The 19,937-nt window shown below is 64.3% G+C and carries 17 protein-coding genes and 1 pseudogene; 3 read left to right on the forward strand and 15 right to left on the reverse strand.

Annotation, left to right across the window (positions count from 1 at the left end; all coding sequences use genetic code 11):
* Positions 1–296 precede the first annotated feature (296 nt).
* A pseudogene (locus AZG88_RS55635) lies at positions 297–434 on the forward strand (lipase); the annotation flags it as partial.
* A 9-nt stretch (positions 435–443) separates the two neighbouring features.
* Here the strand turns inward: AZG88_RS55635 and AZG88_RS21645 are convergent.
* Genes AZG88_RS21645 through AZG88_RS21665 form a run of 5 tightly spaced genes read right to left on the reverse strand, consistent with a single transcriptional unit; the run spans position 444 to position 6,809 of the window.
* Entirely contained in the window at positions 444–1,625 is a 1,182-nt protein-coding gene (locus AZG88_RS21645; protein ID WP_061698961.1) for a cytochrome P450, read from the reverse strand.
* 11 nt (positions 1,626–1,636) lie between these two features.
* The gene (locus AZG88_RS21650; protein ID WP_061698964.1) at positions 1,637–2,848 is read right to left on the reverse strand and encodes a cytochrome P450; all 1,212 of its coding nucleotides are present in this window, start codon (positions 2,846–2,848) and stop codon (positions 1,637–1,639) included.
* Positions 2,848–3,873 (reverse strand): ABC transporter substrate-binding protein, encoded by a 1,026-nt coding sequence (locus AZG88_RS21655; protein ID WP_061698965.1) that lies wholly within the window; start codon positions 3,871–3,873, stop codon positions 2,848–2,850. The genes AZG88_RS21650 and AZG88_RS21655 overlap by 1 nt, the downstream gene beginning before the upstream one ends.
* 27 nt (positions 3,874–3,900) lie before the next feature.
* Complete coding sequence (locus AZG88_RS21660; protein WP_061698967.1) at positions 3,901–5,667, reverse strand: ABC transporter permease; 1,767 nt, start codon at positions 5,665–5,667, stop codon at positions 3,901–3,903.
* Positions 5,664–6,809, reverse strand: coding sequence for an ABC transporter ATP-binding protein (locus AZG88_RS21665; protein ID WP_082833418.1), 1,146 nt, complete (start codon positions 6,807–6,809; stop codon positions 5,664–5,666). The genes AZG88_RS21660 and AZG88_RS21665 overlap by 4 nt, the downstream gene beginning before the upstream one ends.
* A gap of 168 nt (positions 6,810–6,977) precedes the next feature.
* On the opposite strand from AZG88_RS21665, the gene AZG88_RS21670 reads away from it, so the two are divergent.
* Positions 6,978–7,910: a PaaX family transcriptional regulator gene (locus tag AZG88_RS21670; protein ID WP_061698969.1), complete on the forward strand. Its 933-nt coding sequence runs from the start codon at positions 6,978–6,980 to the stop codon at positions 7,908–7,910.
* Between the two features lie 527 nt (positions 7,911–8,437).
* Here AZG88_RS21670 and AZG88_RS21675 read toward each other — a convergent pair.
* From AZG88_RS21675 to AZG88_RS21715, 9 genes are all read right to left on the reverse strand, one after another.
* On the reverse strand, positions 8,438–9,673 hold the full coding sequence (locus tag AZG88_RS21675) for an MFS transporter (protein ID WP_061698971.1): 1,236 nt from the start codon (positions 9,671–9,673) through the stop codon (positions 8,438–8,440).
* A gap of 7 nt (positions 9,674–9,680) precedes the next feature.
* Positions 9,681–10,943, reverse strand: a complete 1,263-nt coding sequence (locus AZG88_RS21680; RefSeq protein WP_061698974.1) for a 2-hydroxyacyl-CoA dehydratase family protein — start codon at positions 10,941–10,943, stop codon at positions 9,681–9,683.
* Entirely contained in the window at positions 10,940–12,106 is a 1,167-nt protein-coding gene (locus AZG88_RS21685; protein ID WP_061698977.1) for a 2-hydroxyacyl-CoA dehydratase family protein, read from the reverse strand. The genes AZG88_RS21680 and AZG88_RS21685 overlap by 4 nt, the downstream gene beginning before the upstream one ends.
* On the reverse strand, positions 12,103–13,341 hold the full coding sequence (locus AZG88_RS21690) for a CaiB/BaiF CoA transferase family protein (RefSeq protein ID WP_061698978.1): 1,239 nt from the start codon (positions 13,339–13,341) through the stop codon (positions 12,103–12,105). Before AZG88_RS21690 ends, AZG88_RS21685 begins: the two co-directional genes overlap by 4 nt.
* The gene (locus tag AZG88_RS21695; protein ID WP_197487893.1) at positions 13,341–14,495 is read right to left on the reverse strand and encodes a CapA family protein; all 1,155 of its coding nucleotides are present in this window, start codon (positions 14,493–14,495) and stop codon (positions 13,341–13,343) included. The genes AZG88_RS21690 and AZG88_RS21695 overlap by 1 nt, the downstream gene beginning before the upstream one ends.
* Positions 14,492–15,313: an amino acid ABC transporter ATP-binding protein gene (locus AZG88_RS21700; protein ID WP_061698980.1), complete on the reverse strand. Its 822-nt coding sequence runs from the start codon at positions 15,311–15,313 to the stop codon at positions 14,492–14,494. Before AZG88_RS21700 ends, AZG88_RS21695 begins: the two co-directional genes overlap by 4 nt.
* On the reverse strand, positions 15,310–16,140 hold the full coding sequence (locus AZG88_RS21705; protein WP_197487894.1) for an amino acid ABC transporter permease: 831 nt from the start codon (positions 16,138–16,140) through the stop codon (positions 15,310–15,312). The genes AZG88_RS21700 and AZG88_RS21705 overlap by 4 nt, the downstream gene beginning before the upstream one ends.
* 152 nt (positions 16,141–16,292) lie before the next feature.
* Positions 16,293–17,210 (reverse strand): transporter substrate-binding domain-containing protein, encoded by a 918-nt coding sequence (locus AZG88_RS21710; protein WP_061698983.1) that lies wholly within the window; start codon positions 17,208–17,210, stop codon positions 16,293–16,295.
* Positions 17,211–17,312: 102 nt separating this feature from the next.
* A complete protein-coding gene (locus AZG88_RS21715; RefSeq protein WP_061698986.1) occupies positions 17,313–18,176 on the reverse strand; it encodes a PaaX family transcriptional regulator in 864 nt (287 codons plus the stop codon).
* Between the two features lie 242 nt (positions 18,177–18,418).
* On the opposite strand from AZG88_RS21715, the gene AZG88_RS21720 reads away from it, so the two are divergent.
* On the forward strand, positions 18,419–19,321 hold the full coding sequence (locus AZG88_RS21720; protein ID WP_063886861.1) for a PaaX family transcriptional regulator: 903 nt from the start codon (positions 18,419–18,421) through the stop codon (positions 19,319–19,321).
* 272 nt (positions 19,322–19,593) lie between these two features.
* On the opposite strand, the gene AZG88_RS21725 is transcribed toward AZG88_RS21720, so the two are convergent.
* Entirely contained in the window at positions 19,594–19,875 is a 282-nt protein-coding gene (locus AZG88_RS21725) for a hypothetical protein (protein WP_005243533.1), read from the reverse strand.
* Positions 19,876–19,937: the final 62 nt, after the last annotated feature.

Genomic DNA, 19,937 nt, shown 5'->3' on the forward strand with positions numbered 1-19,937 from the left:
CATATCCCCCGCAAGTGTGCCTCACAGTTGGGTGTCCACAGCGCGGGCGCGATCACTGCCGGTGTATCCGGCAGTGGGCTACGCCGACCCTGCGAATCCCCGCCTCGTCGCCACCGAAACAGATGATGGATACACCATTACCGGGCAGGCGACAGGCAAGGGAAGAGCACGATGGGTGGCGAGGTGGAAGCCGGCTCTCAATGCGTTTGCAATGACGTTCGAAGGGCGAATCATCCTGAGTAAGAACTAAACCGATGCGCCAGAGCTAGATCCACCGAAAACCTGACACTCCCTAATGCACCCTCGGCGTCGCAGTGCAGTCGTTGTTCACACCCTGTCCTGACCACCTGTCGGCGGCGGTGCTCGGTCTCGTGCCCGGCCTGGAATGGACGGACGCCCGATTCCGGGGAGACCCTGCACCGAGCACGTGCTGACGGGCGTAACTAGGACTTCGCGTCTATCCGGACCGCCTGGTATCCGAGTTCCGGCATCCGGGTAGGTACCGGCTCGCTGACTAGCGTAAGAGCCGTTGAGCCGTCGAGGATTGCGTCGAGCGCGACGTTGATGATCCCGCGGGCCAGGTGCATTCCGACGCACTGATGCCTGCCGATTCCGAAGCCGAGGTGTTGGGCGATGTTTTCTCTGTCGAGCACGAACTCGTGTGGATTGTCGAAGATGGCTGGGTCACGATTGGCTGCCGCATAGGTCAGGGTGATTGGCTCGGCAGGGGTGATGGTTGTCCCTCGGATCGTCGTCTCGCGGCTGACTGTCCGGGCGAATCCGCGATAGGGCGTGAAGAGTCGGATGTATTCCTCCGCTGCCGATGGTCTGATCAGGCGGTTGGAACGGAGTTGTTCCTGCAGTGCGGGTTCGGTAGCCAGGTGTCTGGCCATGGAGCCGATGAGCAGTGGCGGTGCCACCATGCCCACAACTAGCGATTGCCGGATCGCGCCGATGACGAGGTCCGTCTCGAGGGGTTGACCGTCGACGCGTTCGCTCAACAGCGAGCTGGCAGGGTCGGATGCGACGTCCCGGGGGTTGCTGGTTCGGTCGTCAACCAGCCAGCGTGCGACCTGATACATTTCCTCGCTGAATCGGGTGACCTGCTGAGAGTCCTGGTTCCGCCATGCGTCGACCCAGTCTGTCGCTGTTGTGGCGAGCCATTCGACACGCTGCTCGTCGAGGTTCAGCCACGTTGCTGCGGCGTACGCGGGAAGCAGGGTTCCGAAGGATCGCGCGATGTCCTGGTCCTGGCCCTCGACAAAGTCGGCGAACAGCGCGGCGGCGCGGGGGCGAAGGGCCTGCACGATCTGTCCGACCCTGGTGGTGGAGAGGGTCCTGAGTAGTGCACGTCGGAATGGAGTGTGCTTGGGTGCGTCGAAATTGAGGGGTGGTCGTCGGATCCCGCGGGGATCGCTGGGCACTACGGCCTTCACGGAGGAGATGAAGAGATCCGCGTTGACCGCCGCGTCGCGTACGTCGTCGTAGCGGGTCAGGGCCCAGTATCCGCCGTAGTCGGAGGTGTGTGCGACGGGACAGTTGGCTTGCAGATCCTGATACACCTCGAATACGTGGTCGGGATCGTCGTTGCCCGCAATGCTGAAATCGTCCGTGGTGGTTCCCATTCGTTGGTTCCTTACAGTCCGATGAATTCCAGCGGAACCGAGCGGGTGCCCCACTCCGCCCACATGGCCATGCCAGGTGAGTCCGTGAGGAGGAATTCGGCGCGGGAGAGGGCTTCTTCGAGAGTGACTGTGAGCATGATGCGCGCAAGTGGGGCACCGGGGCAGCTGTGGGTTCCTCTGCCGAAGCTGATGTGGTCTTTGATGTTGGGACGGTCGAGGATGAACTCGTCGGGGCGTTCGAACACGCGGGGGTCCCGGTTGGCGGCCGTGTACACCAATGCTATCGGGTCGTCTTGCAGAATTTCTTGGCCACCGACCGTGGTGGTGTCGCGGGCAGTGCGTGCCATGCCGCGGTACGGGTTGTACAGACGGAGGAATTCTTCGACCGCGGCGGGAATCTTGTCGGGGTTGGCACGGAGGAAGGACTGCAGTTCGGTATCGCGGCCGAGGTGTACGAACATGTTGCCGATGAACACGCTGGGCGCGACCATCCCGGTCACGATGAGTTGCCTCACGCATCCGAGGATCATCGCGGCCGGGAGAGGTTCGCCGTCGTGGGTGCCGTCGAGGAGGGCTGCGGTGAGGTCTTCATCGGGACTGTACGACCCGCTCGTTCGGTCGTCGATGATGGCCTGGGCGACTTGGTACAGTTCGCGGCTCAGTCGGCGGACGGTGTCGTGATCGAGGACTTGGATGGCGTCGACGTAGGTTCCGCTGATGCGCTTGATCTCGGAGCTCAATTCCACTGAGAGGTTGAAGAACTCGGCGAAGACGTGTGCGGGGAGCTTCTGGGAGTATTCGAGTGCTACGTCGACTTTTCCCTTGTGGATGAGGGGGTCGAGGAGTTCGGTCGAGCAGCGGCGGACCTTCGGTTCGATGGCTCTCATTTTCGGCGGTGTGAAGAACTGGTTGATGATTCGTCGATACGCCATGTGTTCGGGAGGATCCAGGTGGAGTGGTGGGCGGACGCCGGTGAATGCGAAGGATGGGATCGCGTTCTGTTTGGTGGTGGTGAACCGGGAGATGTCGGTGATGACTTCGAGCAGTTCGGGGTATCCGAGCATGGCCCAGAAGCCGCCGAATTCTTGGCTGCGGGCGACGGGGCAGCGATTGCGTAGTTCCCGGAACTGAGTGTGCGCGGTGTCGAAGGCTTCGGGTACCTGGGGGTCGAAGTCGTGGTCGTCTCGTCGTGAGCGGCTGGTCGGGGCGGATTCGTTGGTCATTAGTTGACTCCCAGTAGTGCGTTGATCTGAGCGGCGTCGGCCAGTTTGATGTTTTCTACCCGTGTGAATCGCTTCGTTCCCTCGGGGTCGTATGGTGAGATGCCGTCGGAGTCGTCGTTGAGCAGTTTGTTGCCGGCCTCCGACATCAGGTAGCTGGCGAGAAGCTTGGCGCCGGCGGGGTTGGATGAGTTCTTGGACAGTGCGAGTGCGGCTTCGGGGCCGGTGGTCGGTGCCAGGCTCACCAATTGAACAGGTGCGCCTTGTTTGGTGAGGTTGTTGACGATGGCGGCGACTCCAGGGAAGCCGACTTGTGCTTCACCGGCGGCGATTCCCTGTGTGAGCGGGACAGCGCTGTTCATGAATTGTGGCTGGTTGGCTGCGATCTGCTCGAGGAAGTCGTCGCCGTACTGCTGTTTCATCAGGCTCCAGAAGGCGATGTTGGCGGGTGAGGAGTCCGGCTTCGTCAGCATCAGCTTGCCTTTGAACTGGGTGTCGGCGTAGGCCTTCCAGTCCGATGGAGTGTCCGAGGTGTCGTCGGAGTTGATGACCATCTCGCTGGGGATGAGGGAGACCACCGCGGCGGATCCGTCGTGGGTGAGGTAGTCCTTAGGGAAGGTGTCGGCGGCCGGCGGCAGGTCTTGTTTGGCGATGGGGGTGATCCAGTCCTTGGCGAGGGCATCTGCGAAGAAGCCGGAATCGGTCAGCAACATGATGTCGGCGGCGCTCTCGCCCGATGAGGCTTCGGCCGAGTAGCGCTGGATGAGATCGGCGGTCACCAGTCGGACGGGTTCGACGCGGACTCCGTAGTTCTTGCTGAAGTCTTCGGAGAGCGCGCGCAAGGTGCTTTCGTCGAGCATGCTGTAGAAGGTGACCGGTCCGGCATTCTTCGCCTCCGTGACCAGGGCTTGGGTTTCTGCGTCGAGATTGGCTGCGGTGCCCCCGCTTGCGGAGTCGGTGCCGCCTCCGCCGCAGGCGGCCAGCACGGAGGTTGCGCACGCGAGTGCGAGGAGAGTGAGTTTCTTCATGGTCGTTCCCTGTTCACGAGTTGAGGGTCAGTGAGTAGATCGGGATTTGGCGACACCGAATCGTTTCGATGTCCAGATCACCAGCAGCAGAACTGTCCCGGTTACCAGGACAAGGACGGCGGACAGGGCGGCGAGTGTGGCGTACGAGCCCCCGTTGAAGACTTCGAGGATCCGGAAACCGAGGACGACGTTGTTCGTTCCGGACAAAATCGCCGAAGCCGTGAGGTCGCCGACGATGCGGATGAACAGCAGTGCCCATCCACCAACCAGTCCGGGCAGCATGAGGGGTGCGTAGATGCGTAGGAACGTTTTCCAGTCCCGGCCGCCGCTGATCCGGGAGGCCTCGGCGAGTTCGCGGCCGACGACGGCGACTGCCGCGTCGGAGGCGATGGATGCCTGTGGGAGGTATATCGCCAGGTAGCCCAGTAGCAGAATCAGCCAGGTACCGCCGAGGTGGAAGGGCGGGCCGCCGAGGAGGAGCAGGATTCCCACGGCGATGACCATGTGGGAGATCGACGAAGGAAGTTTGATGGCGGCGTCCAGGATTTGGGTCGCGCGAGTGCGGCGCTGGGCGATGTAGATGGACACGATTGCGGCAGCCGAGATGCCGATCAGTCCGCCGACGAGGCCCAGTCCGAGGCTGTTGGTGAAGGCCTGCTGTGTCTTGGGATCGGCGAACAGCGCGGTGTGGAAGGCTTCGAAGCCGAGCGAGTCCCATTTGATCTTGGGTGTCCAGTACCCGTTGAGGGCTACGAGAAACAGTCCGGCCATGGGCAGTACGGTCGACAAGGTGACGTAGAGCAGGACGACGCCGCGAACGACTGGCCGCCATCTGCCCAGGCGAGTAATTTTGTGGGTGGCGCTCTTGCCGGTCATGCTGCTGAAGCGCGAAGTCTTGAGAATTCTGTACTGGACGAAGTACGAGATCCCGACGAACACCATCACGATTGCACTCAACCCGAGTGCAAGATCTTCTTCCGGCGGGTAGGAGAAGGTCAATAGTTGCACGATGCGCACCGCGATGACGTCGATATGTGCGGGGGTTCCGATGATGGCGGCGATCGAGAACATGCCGAATCCGAACCATGTGCAGAGCAGGAAACCGGCACCGATCGAAGGAGCGAGGGCGGGAATGGTCACGCGGCGCAAGGTGGTGAGGTAGCTGGCGCCGCTCAGTCGCGAGGCTTCCTCGAGGCTGGAGTCGAACGTGGTCATCGCCGCGGAGACGTTCATGTAGACGTAGGGCACTGCGTAGATGGTGTAGACCATGATCAGTCCGTACCAGGTGTTGATATCGAACGGTCCGCTGTCGAGGTGGATCCCAATGAATTCCAGGCCATCCCGTAGCCATGCGTTGATCAGTCCGGCCTTGGGAGAGAGGAGCATCGTCCACCCCACCGCTCCGGCGATGGGGGGCAGCAGGAACGGCAGATACGGGAGAACGTCGTTGAGCATTCCCATGCGGGCGTCGGTGCGTTCGTTGGCCCATGCGATGAGGGTGCCGATGATGACGGCCATCAGGCTGCTGGCGGCGACGACGACGACCGTGTTCAAGATCAGTTTTCCGAGGTCGGGAATCGCCAGGGTGCGTCGAATGGCCCCGAAGCTGAGAGTGCCGTTCTGCCAGAACATGTCCACCACGACGTTCATCAGCGGAACGCACACGATGACGATCAGAGCCGCGGCGATCAGGATGGCGACGAGGTTGAAGCTCGAGGGTGCATTGAGTTTGCGTGAACGCGGGTTCTTTGCCGGCAGGTTGTCAGTGGGTGGGAGGGTCTGGGTGGTCGTCACGAGGCGGCCTTCTCGAGCTCGCGTGTATCGGTGGTGGAAGAGCCCGACGTGTTCGGGAAGACCATGACGTCCTCGGGGCGGATACCGATCCAGACGGTGTCGTCGACCTGGAAGCGTCCAGGTTGGCTCGTCCAGACTCTGGATCGCATCTGAGCAGACCGAATGATGTACTCGGTGTGTGTTCCCATGAACAAGGACGCGACGATCCGGCCCTCGAACCCGTTCATATGGGTCGGCGGCTCGTGAAAGAGGTGACCCGCTTCCGGTCGCCAGAGCAGGGTCGCCTGCTCCGGTGAGCCGGATTCCGGGCCGGTGTGTACCGCCCCGACCTCGGTCGCATACACGGCGGCGGCGCCACCTGTGACCCGGCGACCGGAAAGCTCGTTGGTGTTCCCGATGAATTTCGCGACGTATTCGGTCGACGGGTGACTGTAGATTTCAGCCGGCGTGCCGAGCTGCTGCACTCTTCCCTTGTCGAGAACTGCTATTCGGGTTGCCAGCTCCATAGCCTCGGCCTGGTCATGGGTGACGAACAGGGCGGTGAATCCGAGCCGCCGCTGGGTGGCGAGCAGTTCGATACGTAGTTGCTCACGGACTTTGGCGTCGACATTGGACAATGGTTCGTCGAAAAGCACGACATCGGAGTCGTTGACGAGCGCGCGGGCAAGCGCGACCCGCTGCTGTTGTCCACCGCTGAGCTGGGCGGGATATTGGTCGCCGAGGTCACCGATACCCACCAGGGTCAGCGCGGCGTCGACCTTGTCCTTCATCGCCGCCCGGGATCGGCGTCGAGTGCGCTGATTCTCGAGCGGGTATTGGACGTTCTTGCGGGCCGTCATGTGCGGCCAGAGGGCGTACGACTGGAACATCATGCTCAATTGGCGTCGTTCGGGCGATACATAGATTCCGTCTGCACCGTTGAAGACGGTGTGGCCGTTTACCTGAATTGTTCCCGAGTCGGGTGTCTCGAGCCCCGCTACCGAGCGCAGCAGGGTGGTCTTGCCACATCCGCTCGGTCCGAGAAGGACGATGAACTCGCCGCGGTCGATGTGGATGGTGGCGTTGTCGATCGCACTGACAACGGCGCCGTCTCGGCGTCGGAACCGTTTCGACAGATTTTCGATGGCCACGGAGTGATTCATGCTTCCTCTTTCCCAGTCAACGCCTGAGTTCGGACCTCCCCTGCCCAACAGGATGAGATCGGCGTCACTGTCGATGATTGTCGGCGTTTTTATGACGATCGTCAATATTTGTCATTCTATTTTTGCGTCTACGCTAGATTTCACAACACCCTCTCCCAAAGGAGTCGCATGGTCAGCCCAGGTCAGCACAACTTTCTCGAGCACATGCGAGTCCGCACCGCCGAAGGCACACGTGCGCGCCAGATCTTGATCACCTTGATGGCCGACTACTGGCTGACAGAGGGAGCGCTTGCGCCGTCCGGTGTCCTGGTAGATCTGATGTGCGATTTCGGCGTGTCCGAATCAGGCTGCCGCACCCTCTTGAGCCGACTGACCAAAGAGGGGCGCCTCGTCGTAGTCAAGGAAGGCCGGCGAACGTTCTACTGCCTGTCCGAGCAAGCCAGAGTCCGCCTGGCGTCGGGACTGCGGCGAATCGCCGACTTCGGCCACGCCCGTCGTGAGGGCCCGGACCAATGGACGTGCGTCGGCTTCTCGGTCCCCGAGCAACAACGTGCGCTGCGACAGCAACTCCGCAAGGGACTGTCCTGGTTGGGTTTCGCCCCGCTCTACGATGGCCTCTGGATTACACCGAGGCCGGTGGCCCGTGATGCGGCCGCGCTGATCACGAAGTTGGGCATCGAATCCGCCTCGCTCTTCGAAGGAAAGATCGGCGGTATCGGGCTCGGCCACGGCAACCCGACCGACGCCTGGGACCTCACCGTCATCGAGGGGTTGTACCGGGAGTTTCTCGACGGTGCGGAACCGCTGCTCGGGGGACTCGACGAGATGAGCCTCGACCCGGCCTCGGCGCTGGTCCTTCGCACCGAACTGGTCAATGTCTGGCGGTCGTTTCCGCGGATCGATCCCGATCTGCCACTGGATCTGCTTCCGGAGGATTGGCCGCGGTCGGACGCCCAAGGCGTGTTCGTCCGTCTCTACGACTCACTTGCTCCGGCCGCGATGCGCCGGGTGCGGGGCGTGTTGGATCGCAACGCCCCGGACTACGGACAGCACGTCTCAGCGCACATCATCGGAACGCGGACCAGCACCTGGCTCGATTGATGACGGCGAGGTAAAACGACATTCCACACATGCCTCACTTTTGGCACTATCGTCTAGAAAATGCGATATATCTGAGAGAGTGCTCCGCGGCAGCAATGCAGATCCGCGCGCTGAATCCAAGCATGATCGAACAGCGGATCGAGGAGTTCATCGCGTCCCGTTCCCGAGGTAGCGTCACGGGATCGTCGATGCCCGCAGTGGAGCACTTCGATATCCATCAGTTCCACGCTGCCTGCCATGGCGGAATCTTCCCCTGCTCAGGATAGTTCTGAGCCTTGTCAGAGCCAGCGGGCCCAAGCCCCTCCTGAGAACATCGAAGACCTGGCGCGCCTCGCCCTGGGGCCAGTCCGTCGGTAGCAACTGCTGTGGCGCGCGGGGGGACCAACGCGGCGATTCTGCGCCAGTCGCGCAGCACGGTCGTTGGTAGCACCAACGCTTGGTCCGACATCAGACGGGCGAGGAGCCAACGGATTCTCGACATCATTTCCTCCGAGGACGTTGCGGGGACGCGTCCAGCCGGCCGAACGTCAGCTGCGGGCAGGACGCTTGTCGTCCGTGCGAATGCGCGAAACGGTAGTGCGCGGCGTGCGCGCGAGGACCGCACCGCACACCAGACAGGCGAGTGTTCCTACGGCCATTGCCCAGCGCGCGGAGGCACCGTCGACGATCGAACCGGCGATGATCGCCCCGACGGGGGCGACGCCGACACTGCTCATGGTCAGCAGCGCCGAGGACCGGCCGAGTAGATGGGACGGGCTCAGGGTCTGGACGGCACTGCCCAGCGAGCTTTGGAACGCACCCAACCCTAGACCGATAAGAGGTGAAACAACGAGGAAGACAACAATATTAGGAGATAGCGCCGCACAGGCCAGCGCACCGCCGAGGACGAGGGTGGCGAGCGCGACGACGCGGAGACGCACCGGGGCCAGCATCGAGACGACGAGTCCACCCACGACCGCGCCGACCGCATTGAGTGCGTGCGCGGCACCGAGCTGCGGGGCACCGGCGTCCAGACTGATGGTCACCATCGCCGTGACGACCACCATGAAGTTCATCGCCAGCACAGTCACCGCGACGTTGGTCGCGAACAGTCTCCGCAACGTCCGGTCGGCCAGTAATGTGCCGATGGCACCCCGCGCTCCGTCCGAGTCGGCAGGTCGAACGGGACGCGCCACGAACCGCTTCGCGTTCATCGAACACAACGCCACGATCACGAATCCGTAGGTCGCGGCGTTGATGCCGAAACATGTGGCCGGACCGGCCACTGCGTAGGCGATGCCGGCGATGCCCGGGCCGATCGATCGGGCCGCCGACAGGGCAACAGTATTGAGCGATACCGCCACCCCGAGTTCACGTGCTCCGACGAGTTCGAACAGGAATGCCTGGCCCGCCGTACGGTCGAACGCCTGCACCACCCCGGAGAACGCGACGATTGCGAGCAGGACGGGAAGGTGGTCGATGCCGGAGCTCGCCGCAAGAGCGAGCATCGCCGCGGCGAGCGAGGACAGTGCCGCGGTGACGAACAGGATTGACCGGGGACGGAACGTGTCCGCGGCAGCACCGGCGACGGCGGATAGCAGCAGGATCGGTGCGAACTGGCATACCGTGACGAGGGCGAGTGCGCGGGCGCTCTCGGTTTCCTCGACAATCCACAGGCTCAATGCCAGGTTCTGGAACCAGACACCGGTGTTGGAGGCGATCTGGCCGGTGAAATAGAGGGCGAAGTTGCGCCGACGGAGCGGTAGCGGGACGAGGGAAGGCATCGGGGTCTCAGCCGAGGACTCTACCCTCGAGAAAGGCGCCGATCGCGTGCTCGACTACCGTCGCCGTGTCGCCGCGCGAATCCGCGTTGCTGGCATTGATTTCGAGTACGGGAATTCCGGCTTGCTCGAGTGCCGCGGTGGTGAAGGTCCCCCCGGGCACGTCGTCGGCCACGAGGTGGACGACCGCATCGACTCCATGGGCGAGCGCCTCCTTCACGTACCACTGCGACGACCACGGCGGTGTGTAGAGCTGGTCGGTGAACCCGACGAACCGGGCGGCGAGGGTCCGCATCGGGTCGTCGCCGTAGCGCGGGTAGCCGTCGGCCGCGATGGCCAGGTACATGGACCACACGAAGACGGCCCCGTACTTCTCCTGGAAACGCTGGTAAAGACCGAGGTCGAACCAGAGACCGCGTCCGATCCACATGAGGCGGACCCGCTCCTCCGGGCACACAGCCCGGCGATCGTGCACGGCCTGCTCGACCTCCTCATACAGCGCGCGTGCGGCGTCGCGCGCCCACTCGCTGCCGCGGTGCCACTGCGGGATCATCACGGCCGGGATGCTGTCGTTGACGGAAACGGGAGTGGGGCGGGAGGACGCGATCAGGTCCCGTGTCCGCCTGTTCCACTCGGCTTGCTCGTTGACCAGATCCATCACGGCGGCGAGGCGGTCGAGGTCGAACGTCCGCCCCGTGCGTTCGGTGAGGAACTCGACGAGTTGCCAATTCTCGTCGGTCATCAGGTCCAACCGGTCGGCAGCGTACGCCTGATCCCACCGATGCGGGACGAGGTCCCACCAATTGTCGGGTGCAGTGGTCGCCGAAGATCGCTCGAACGCGAAGAACTCGGTCTCCGGATGCTGCGCCCACAGGTCGAACACCTTCCGGGTGGCGTCCCCACTGCTCTCGGCGATAACGAAGTCCGGTCGGGGCAGCCCACCCCAGGGCGCCTGCTCGGCTGGGAGGTTCATCGATCCCAGTCCGATCGCGTCGTACTGGTACGAGTCGTCCGGATAGCCCAGCTCGGCAATGGTGTTCAGGCTCGCCGGGCCCAACCGTTTGGCGGCCACGACGGACGCCCACCACTGGTTGACCACGTACGGGATCCCCATCGCGCGCAGGATTTCCTGAGGTGCGTCCGCGTTGACCAGCGCAAGCGGGGCGCCGGCGGCCACCTCGGCTCGCATCTGCGCGAACCACTCCTTCTGGTGGGCGGTGGCCGCGGTCGCTGCGGCCAGCCGCTCCGGTGAAGCTGTATGTGCTGCGCTCATCGTGCGGAAACCTCGCAATCTTCCCTGGTCAACCCTTGGAGGGCTTCCCCCAGTTCCTTATCCGGCCAGGTACGACCGCCCCCGCGCACCTTCGCCGCGGGCACGCCGTCACCGAGTTCCCGGACCAGTGCGGGAAAGTCCCAGTCCGGTGCGGGATCGTTGCGGCGGACCAGGGACAGGACCGCATCCGCACCGGCGCGCCGCACCCCCTCGGCGCTGAATCCGGCGCGGTCGGTCAACCCCGACGTCTGCGCCATCGCCCCGCAGTACAGGCGATGCAACGCGATTGCGCTGTGGGCACTGTCTAGGTCGTCACCTGCGGTCGGCACCGGCCACAGGTCCGCCACGGGGTCGCCCCAGCTGTGGTCGTCGCCCACCACTAGCGCGCCGGCCGACTCGAGCGCGGCGTAGGCGTGGTCGTGGTCGTGTGAGCTGCCGGTGACGAAGACGCGCGACCCCGCCGGGATCGGTGACGGGTCCGCGAGCAAACCCTCCGCCAGTGCGATGCACTCGGTGGGTTCCGCGGTCTGGCTGAGCGCGTACAACCGGAGGGCGTCGAGACCCGACACTGTCGGAATGGCCGATCTCCGTCGTTCGCGGACCTCGACCAGTCGGCATCCGAGGCGGGCCCGGACACTTTGTGCTGCAAGAAGATTCTCGATCTTATACGGCCGGCCAGTCCATAGCGTGATGATCGCGGCGAGTCCGGCGATCTGACTCGTGTTGTACCTGCGCGTCGAATCCCGACGCAGATGGAGGGCGTCGAGCAGGTGGACGGGCGGCACCGGACGGCCCTGCGCCGCCAGCGCACGCAGTACGTAGAACACGCGCAGCGACGCCTGGCTGTCCCGCGACACGACCAGTCCGCGGAGGAAATCGACGTCCCCGGCGAGGATCTGGTCGAGGATCGAGTAGGCGGTCGCGTCGACCGCACCCCCGAGCAGCGTGACGGCTTCTGGACTGGGTGACCGGTCGACGCTGGACAGCCGGTATGCGAGTGCACCGCAGGACTCGAGGATCTCGGGCGGCACGTCCGCTCCGACGACCCCGATCACCGCCGTCCCGTCGGCCGCGGCGGTGCGCGCACGATCGAGCCGGCTGTCGTAGTGCCTGCGCAGCCGCGCCGATACGGACGATGCCGAAGACGCGGAGGACGCCGTCACAGCGCTTTACTCTCGACGAGGTCGGCGATGTGCGACTCGTCGTACCCGAGCAAATCTGCCAAGATCTGGGTCGTGTGTTCACCGAGCGCGGGCGCGGGACGGTCGAGCGTGGTCTCGCTGCCGGACATCGTGATCGGCAGCCCGCTTCCGAACAGTTCGACCACGTTTCCGTAGGTCGGGTGTGTCAGAGGTACCACCTCACCGCGTTCGACGACGATGGGGTCGCGCACTGCGTCGCGGGGCGAGCGAACCTCCGCACATGGCGCACCGTGGCTTTCGAGGTCCGTGATCACCTTTGCAAGGGGCTTGTCGGCCGCCCACTGTCCGATCATCGCGTGGAGATCGTCGGCATTGTGGACGCGGCCGTCGCGCCGGGCGAATCGGGGATCGGTGATCAGGTCGGGGCGCCCGATCGCCGTCAGGACTCCGTGCGCGAATCCGTCGGTGGGAGCGCAGATGGCGAAGTAGCCGTCCTCCGCCTCGAAGGTGCCGAAGGGGGCGAGCCGCGGCACGAGTGCGCCGGTGCGGGTGGGCAGTCCGATCATCTCGAACGCGTCGAAGGGTTCCGCGGCCACCATGGAAGTCAGCGCACCGAGCATCGAGACGTCGACGTGCTGTCCCCGGCCGGTGCTGTCGGCCTGGATGACGGCCGAGAGGGTGCCGATGACGGCGAACAAGGGCGCGACGAGGTCGCCGATGGGTAGACCGAAGCGGATGGGGGCGTCGCCGGGGCTGCCTGCGGTCATCATCACGCCGCTGAGCGCCTGGATGATGGTGTCCATGGCTTTGCCGGTGCCGGGGCCACCCTGACTGCCGAACCCGCTGATGGAGGTGTAGACCAGTCTCGGGTTGGCGGCGGAGAGGGCCGCGTAGTCGATTCCCAGTCGCGCGGTGACACCGGCACTGTAGTTCTCGACGACGATGTCCGCCTGCGCGGCGAGGTCGAGGAAGACCTGCTTGCCGTGCGGGTTCTTGAGGTCGAGGGTCATCGACTCCTTGTTGCGTCCGCGAGACAGCATCGACACCGACATGTCGTCCGCGCTGGTGCGTTGCACCGACAACCCGTCCGGCGTGACGTATGGCGAATTGTTGCGTGCGGCGTCCCCACCGCGCTCGGGGTTCTCGATCTTGATCACGCGGGCACCGAGACCGGCGAGGAGCAGAGTCGCGTACGGCCCGGCCAGTGCGGTGGTGAGGTCGAGGACGACCTTCCCTTCGAGGGGTCGCTGAGCCATTATCGGATCCTTTGCTGTGCAGTGGGTACGGTGACCATCACGAGGTCACCGTCGCGGTGGAAGTCGGTGTCGAAACCGGCTGCGCGGGTGATCGTCTCGATGTACTCGACCACGCTCTCGGTGCGGGAATCGTCGGCGGTGAGCGGCACCGGTCGCGCGTCGTCGTCGATCCAGCACGGAACGAAGCCGGCGGCGACCAGGCCGTCGGCGTCGAAGGTGCACGTCGCGACGGCGGTGTTGCGGCTCTCGGGGTGGAAGGGATAGGACGGCATCGCCGGATCGGGGCTGAAACCGAACATTTCCTGTCGACGGGCGGCCCACGCGCGGCGTTCGGCGGAGTCGCCGCCGACCGGGGTGAGCGCATGGGTGACCGTGACGAAGTTGCCGAGCCCGTGGAAGATCGGCTTTCCGCGGTAGAACTCGATGCCGCGCATGATGTGGGCATGATGCCCGATCACCAGGTCGGCGCCTGCATCGATCGCTGCGTAGGACACCGGGGACTCGTAGTCGGCGAGGACCGCCCGGGTATGCCCGATTCCCTTGTGCAGTGCGACGACGAGGACGTCGACCTGGGGTCGCAACGCGGAGATGTCCGCCTTCATCTGGGCGAGACTGTCCGGTGCCGCGAACGTGTAGACGGTCGGCGGTCCACCCGGGGTGGCGGAGTCGAGTTCGTAGTGGGTGAGCACCTTCACGTACGCGGCACCAGCTTTCTGGGACGCCGCCCACGACTCGCGCGGTCCGACGCAGTTGTAGCTGAGCACCCCGACGCGCAATCCGGCCGCCTCGGTGACAGCCGGTTCCCGCGCCTCGGCGAGGTTCGCTCCCCCACCCGCGGTCCGCAATCCGGCCTTGCGCGAGTGGGCGATGGTGTCGAGCACACCCTCGGTACCGACGTCGTAGAAGTGGTTGCCTGCGAGGGTGACGACATCGAACCCCGCCGCCGCGACCGCCTCGAGCGCCTGCGGGTCTGCCGGCGGCGCCGGCACGTCGGTACTCGCCTGCACGCTGCTGGTCGAGTGGGGCACCTCGATGTGCCCGATGGCCACGTCTGCCGACCGGAACAGGTGATTGCTCGGCGCTAAGTAGAAGGCGGGGTCTGGTTCGTCGAGGACGAGATCACCGACAGCCATGACGGTGCAGGTCCGGTTCACTGCAACTCCTTCACGAGTTCACGTTCCCGGCTTGCTGTCAGCGACTGGGTGAATCGGCTCAGGAATCGCTGCAGACGTTCGGTCTGTGGGCGTTCGAAGAACTCCTCAGTGGTGTTCTGCTCCACCACCTTGCCCGCGACCATGAACACGCAGCGGTCTGCGACCTGGCGAGCAAACTCCATCTCGTGGGTGACAACGATCATCGTCAGCCCGGCTCGGGCGAGATCCTTGATGACACCGAGCACTTCGTCGACCAGTTCGGGATCGAGTGCGCTGGTCGGCTCGTCGAACAGCAGCACTCGCGGACGGGTGGCCACCGCCCGCGCGATCGCGACCCGCTGTTGCTGGCCACCGGACAGTTGCCGAGGGTGGGCCTGCGCCTTGTCGGGCAGACCGACCTTCTCGAGTAGCGTCTCGGCACGGACCCGGGCGTCCTCACGCGAGAACCCATGGACCGCGATGGCCGCCTCGGTGATGTTGCGCAGCACGGTCCAGTGCGGGAATAGGTTGAACTGTTGGAACACCATTCCCATGCGTCGTCGTTGCTGGGCGACCTGTTCGTCGGTGAGTGGTCGCAGGGCGCCGTGCCGCTGGGCGAAACCCAGCAGCTCTCCGTCGAGGTACATGGCGCCGCCGTCGATCTTCTCGAGTTGGTCGATGCAGCGGACGAGGGTCGACTTACCGGACCCGGAGGGGCCGAGGATCACCACGACCTCACCTTCGGCTACCTCGAGGTTCACTCCGTCGAGCGCGGTCGTGCCGTGATAGGTCTTGCGTAGGTTTGCCACCCGGACGACGGGGGTAGTTCGGTCGGTCATCGCGAGGCCCTTCCTCGAAGAAACGTGGTGCGCCAGGTGGATGTACCGCCCTCGTCACGGCGCTGCCCCTTGCCGTACCGGCGTTCGAGTCGGCGTTGGACGAAAGTGAGCAGAGAGACGACGACCAGGTACCAGATGCAGGCCACCAGCAGCAGCGGAACCACCTGGTACGTGCGGTTGTAAATCAGCTGCACGGAGAAGAGGAGGTCGGTCATGGCGATCACCGAGACCAGGGAGGTGCCTTTGAGTAGCGAGATGAATTGGTTTCCGGTCGGGGGAACGATCACGCGCATGGCTTGCGGAAGGATGATGCGCGAGAAGGTCCGCCACTGGGTGAAGCCCATCGCGCGTGCGGCGTCGCGCTGGCCCGCATCGACCGCTCCGAGACCGGACCGGATGATCTCGGACATGTACGCGGCTTCGTGCAGGCTCAAGCCGATCAGGGCTGCGGTGAGCGGGCTGATCAGTGCGGTCGACGACCACGACCCGAACGTGGGTCCGAACGGGATTCCCACGGAAATTTCCGGCAGAAGATAGGCCAGGTTGAACCAGAAGATCAACTGCACCAGCGGTGGAATGCCGCGGAAGATGCCGACATAGGCCTGGCACACGATTCGTACGGGCCAGAAGTCACTGGCATGGCCGGCCGCGAGGGCGATGCCCAACAGCGATCCGACCGTCATGCCGACGATGGTGATGAACACCGACATCGCGAGACCCTGCAGCACCGTCGGGTAGAACAGGTAGCCCCAGACGATGTCCCAGGCGAACCGTTCGTTGGTCACCACGAAGTTGACGAATTGGGCGGCCAGAACCAGGAGGATCACCGAAATGATCCACCGGGCGGGGCGCAGGCGTGGCCGGGCCCGGGCGACGTCGGTCTCTTCGGGTCTCGGTCTGGAGTGAGGTTCCGCGGACCCTGGGGCGGTCATCGAGTTCCCCTGTTCTTCGGTCACGGCCGCGGCAGACAGGCGCGGGTTCATGCGGCCGGGGTGGGGTTGAGAACCGGAGCGGGAATGGCGATGTCCTCGAGCTGCCACTTCTTCACCAGCTCCTGGTACTGCCCAGTCTCGAACAGCAGCTTGAACGCCTCGTAGAAGACCGGTCCGAGCTCATTGGTCTTCGGCGTCAGGAGAACGAGCTGGTCGGCGAGTGCGCCCTGCTCCTCGGTTTGGGCGACGGTGCGCCACGTGTTCGGTTGCGCCGCTGCCGTATCGATCGCACCGCTCTGTGTCAGTGCCGCCGAATCGGCCCGGCCGGACTGCACTGCCAGCAGCGTCGCGTTGGTGTCGGCGAGACCGACGAACTCCACCCCCGGCTGCCCCTTGGCAGCGCACCAATCGGACAGTTTGTGGACCTGTTCCTCGGTGATGGATCCGACGACCCCCGCGGATCGGGTCCCGCAGAGCGCATCGGCGTTCTCGGCGTCGATGCCCCCGTTCATCGGGATGAGGTAGGAGGTGCGGCTGGTCAGCCACTGGACGCCGTCGAATTGTGCGAGCCGGTCCGGTGTCGCCTTCACCGGGCCGTTGAACGCGTCGTACCGGCCCGCGAGCATCCCGGACAGCATGGCGGGAAGACCGCTGGTGATCTCCGTCCGGACGGGAATTCCCAGTACTCCCGACAGCGCCTGCTGGACGTCGGGGTCCATCCCGGTGACCGTTTTGCCATCCGGTCCGACGGTCCGGTACGGGGGGTGCGAGTCGCCGGCGAAGACGATTTCACCTTTGTCCTTGATCGCCTGCGGCAGTTGGTCGTACAGGACGCCGGCGTTGGCGCCCGGTCCCGACAGCTTCTCGGTGTCGGCGGTCTTCTGATCGATCGACGTACAACCGGCCAGCGCCAGCGCCGACAACGCGACGGCGGCGCAGAAGGTCTTTGAACGAGTGAGCCTCATTGGTCCCTCACTTGATGGTCGAGAGGCCCCGAGACCCAACGTCCCTGAAGCCGAAAGTGATGCGTGCAACAGGGATGAAGTTAGTTCAATACTCTACTTCCGTCAATATTCTGACGAAGGTTCGTGCACCGCCATGTTTGCGGTCCGCAGATCGAGGCGTTCTCCGGCTTCCACCCGGGCGACCGGGTCGAGCTGGTCGTGCAACGCGCGGAACAGACGCTGCGCCGGCGCCGCGGGCCAGTCCGCGGGCAGGTGCTCGAGTGGCAACCGTGGGTCCTGACGAATTACCTCGAGCCACTCGGTGACCAACACCAATTGGGTGGCCAGCGCGCCGCCCGCACGACTGCCCGGGCCGTTCCACCGGTCGAGAAACTGCGCATATCGGTCGGCGATACCCGCGATGTCCCAGGCGTCGCACAGCATCGCGGGCACGTCCATTCCGGACTCGGCCCTGCTGTAGAACACTCGCACCTTGTCGCTGCCCTCGACCCCGTCGAGGACGTCGGTGACGTCACGCGTGGACGGTGAAACCCACAGTCCTCCTTGAAGTGAACCGAAACCGGCCCACTGCAGGCGCGCCCGGAGTTCGTGGCGCTGCTTCTGCCAGGAGTCGGGAAAGCTGAAACTGAGAAGGGTCCATGTTCCGTCCCAGCCGCTCTCGACGGCGCCGGTGCGCCAGATCCGGACGTGGCCGTCCTGCAAGATGGCTTCCGCTCGCGAGGTGAGTCCGACATACGAGCGCCTCCCGTTCCGGCACTTCGTCAGTAGACCGCGCTTGACCATCCGGTCGAGCGCCGAGCGAGTGGCATGCTCGCCGACGCCCACCGAGGTCAAGACATCCAGGATGCTCGACGTGCCGACAAGGACGTCGCGGCCAAGCACGTAGCGTCCAAGAACCGTCAGCAGAACGCTCTGCGCCTTCACACCGCTGGCGGACTCGTCATGCAGATCAATTGCGCTCGTCATAGATATGACAATAACCCGCGATGGCAACAAAGACATCACGGCACGCAGAAGCAGTCATGCGTTTTCACTCCCCGCCGCAAGGCGGGCCGACCCATCTGCCACGAAACGCTGATACGCGAGGCAATCACCCTTCATTTATGAGACACACTGTACATCGACCGGACATGATTTTGTATCGTGTTTGGTGCGGCTGCGGTTGGCGATGAAACGGCGATGAACGGCTGCACCGCTACCCTGTGTCGGTGAATGACAGCTCGGCGCGACCGCAATACCAGAATTCCCAGCGACTCCTGACCGCCCTGCTGGGCGACTACTGGTTCTGGCGCCGCGAGCCGTTGCCGTCCCGCGTACTGGTCGACCTACTCGCTGAGTTCGGTCTGGCCGAACAGGCTGCCCGCGCCGCGATCCGCCGACTCGCCGCGCGCGACCTCGTCACCGTCTCGAAAGTCGGCCGGACCACCTTCTACGGCGTCCCACCCAAGACCGAGGATCTGGCGATGCGTCGGCTCATCCGCATCTTCCGGTTCGGTTCGGGTGACCGCGCGTGGGACGGCCTCTGGACCTTCGTCATGTTCTCGGTGCCGGAGGAACAGCGTGAGCTCCGACGCATCCTCCGCACACGGCTGCGAGCCCTCGGCCTCGGCCCCCTCTACGACGGTGTATGGGTGTCACCGTGGGACCTCACCGAAGAGGCGTGCACTTCCCTGTCAGCCGTCGGCGTCGAGCGTGCGACCGTCAGCCGCGCCCGGACCACTGAGTGCGACACTCTGAACGGCAACCCCGTGACCGCGTGGGAGCTCCCCGACCTCGCGCGCGAGTACACCAGCTTCGTCGAGGACGCCACGCAGTTGCGCGCGCGTATCGCGGAGCAGCGGACCACCCCCGCCGACGCATTGATCATTAGAACGAAGGTGATGGCGCGATGGCGAAGCTTCCTCGACATCGATCCCGACCTCCCGGCCGAAGTGCTGCCCCATCCGTGGCCGCGGGACGAGGCTCGGCGCAACTTCGTAGACATCTACGACAACCTCGGCCCGCTGGCGGAGTCACGGATGCGGGAGATCATCAATCGACATGCGCCGGAACTCGCCGGTCTCGCTGTGCACCGCACGAGTACCAATTTGCAACGTGGCGCGGATAGCTGACCCGGCAAATGGCGAATGGCGAATGGCGAATGGCGAATGGCGAAGATTCCCACCGATGTACCCAGTGATACCCGCACTGAGCGGGGAGTGTCGAGGTGTCGGACGGTGCTCCAATTCATCCCCATAATCCGGCTGTTGCCAGCCCATTCGGCGAGGGCGAGCCACCGTCACTGACGGGATTACTGCGTGCTTTTCACAAAGATCTTGCGGATGGTCTCGTGGATCTCCCAATCCATCTTCTCGCCGGCGTCGACGACGACAAAATCCCCGGGCTAGCCCGATTCGGTCAATCGGGGCTCGATCACCAGGGCAATGGTCGCGGCCACGACGCTGCCGCTGAGGACTCCGGCAAGCGCGGTGGCCCACCGCTGCCCAACCGAAGCATCGATGGAGGTCAGTGCGCTTACCAGCATTGCGGCCGACCCAGCCAATGCCAGGGTGACGGTCGAGCGCAGAAACTGGCTGGCGCCGTTCTGGAATCGCAGAAGCGTCGGGGGGATCAGTACGTTCGAAACAATGAGCAGCGCAATACCGACGTAGAGCAAAGCATTCATTGGTTTCCTCTCACAGGGCGGTGGACGGTGAGGGGCGAGCTCCTAGCTTGCCGAAGACCAGT

It is taken from the genome of Rhodococcus sp. LB1 (assembly GCF_001583455.1).
GTDB lineage: Bacteria > Actinomycetota > Actinomycetes > Mycobacteriales > Mycobacteriaceae > Rhodococcus_F > Rhodococcus_F opacus.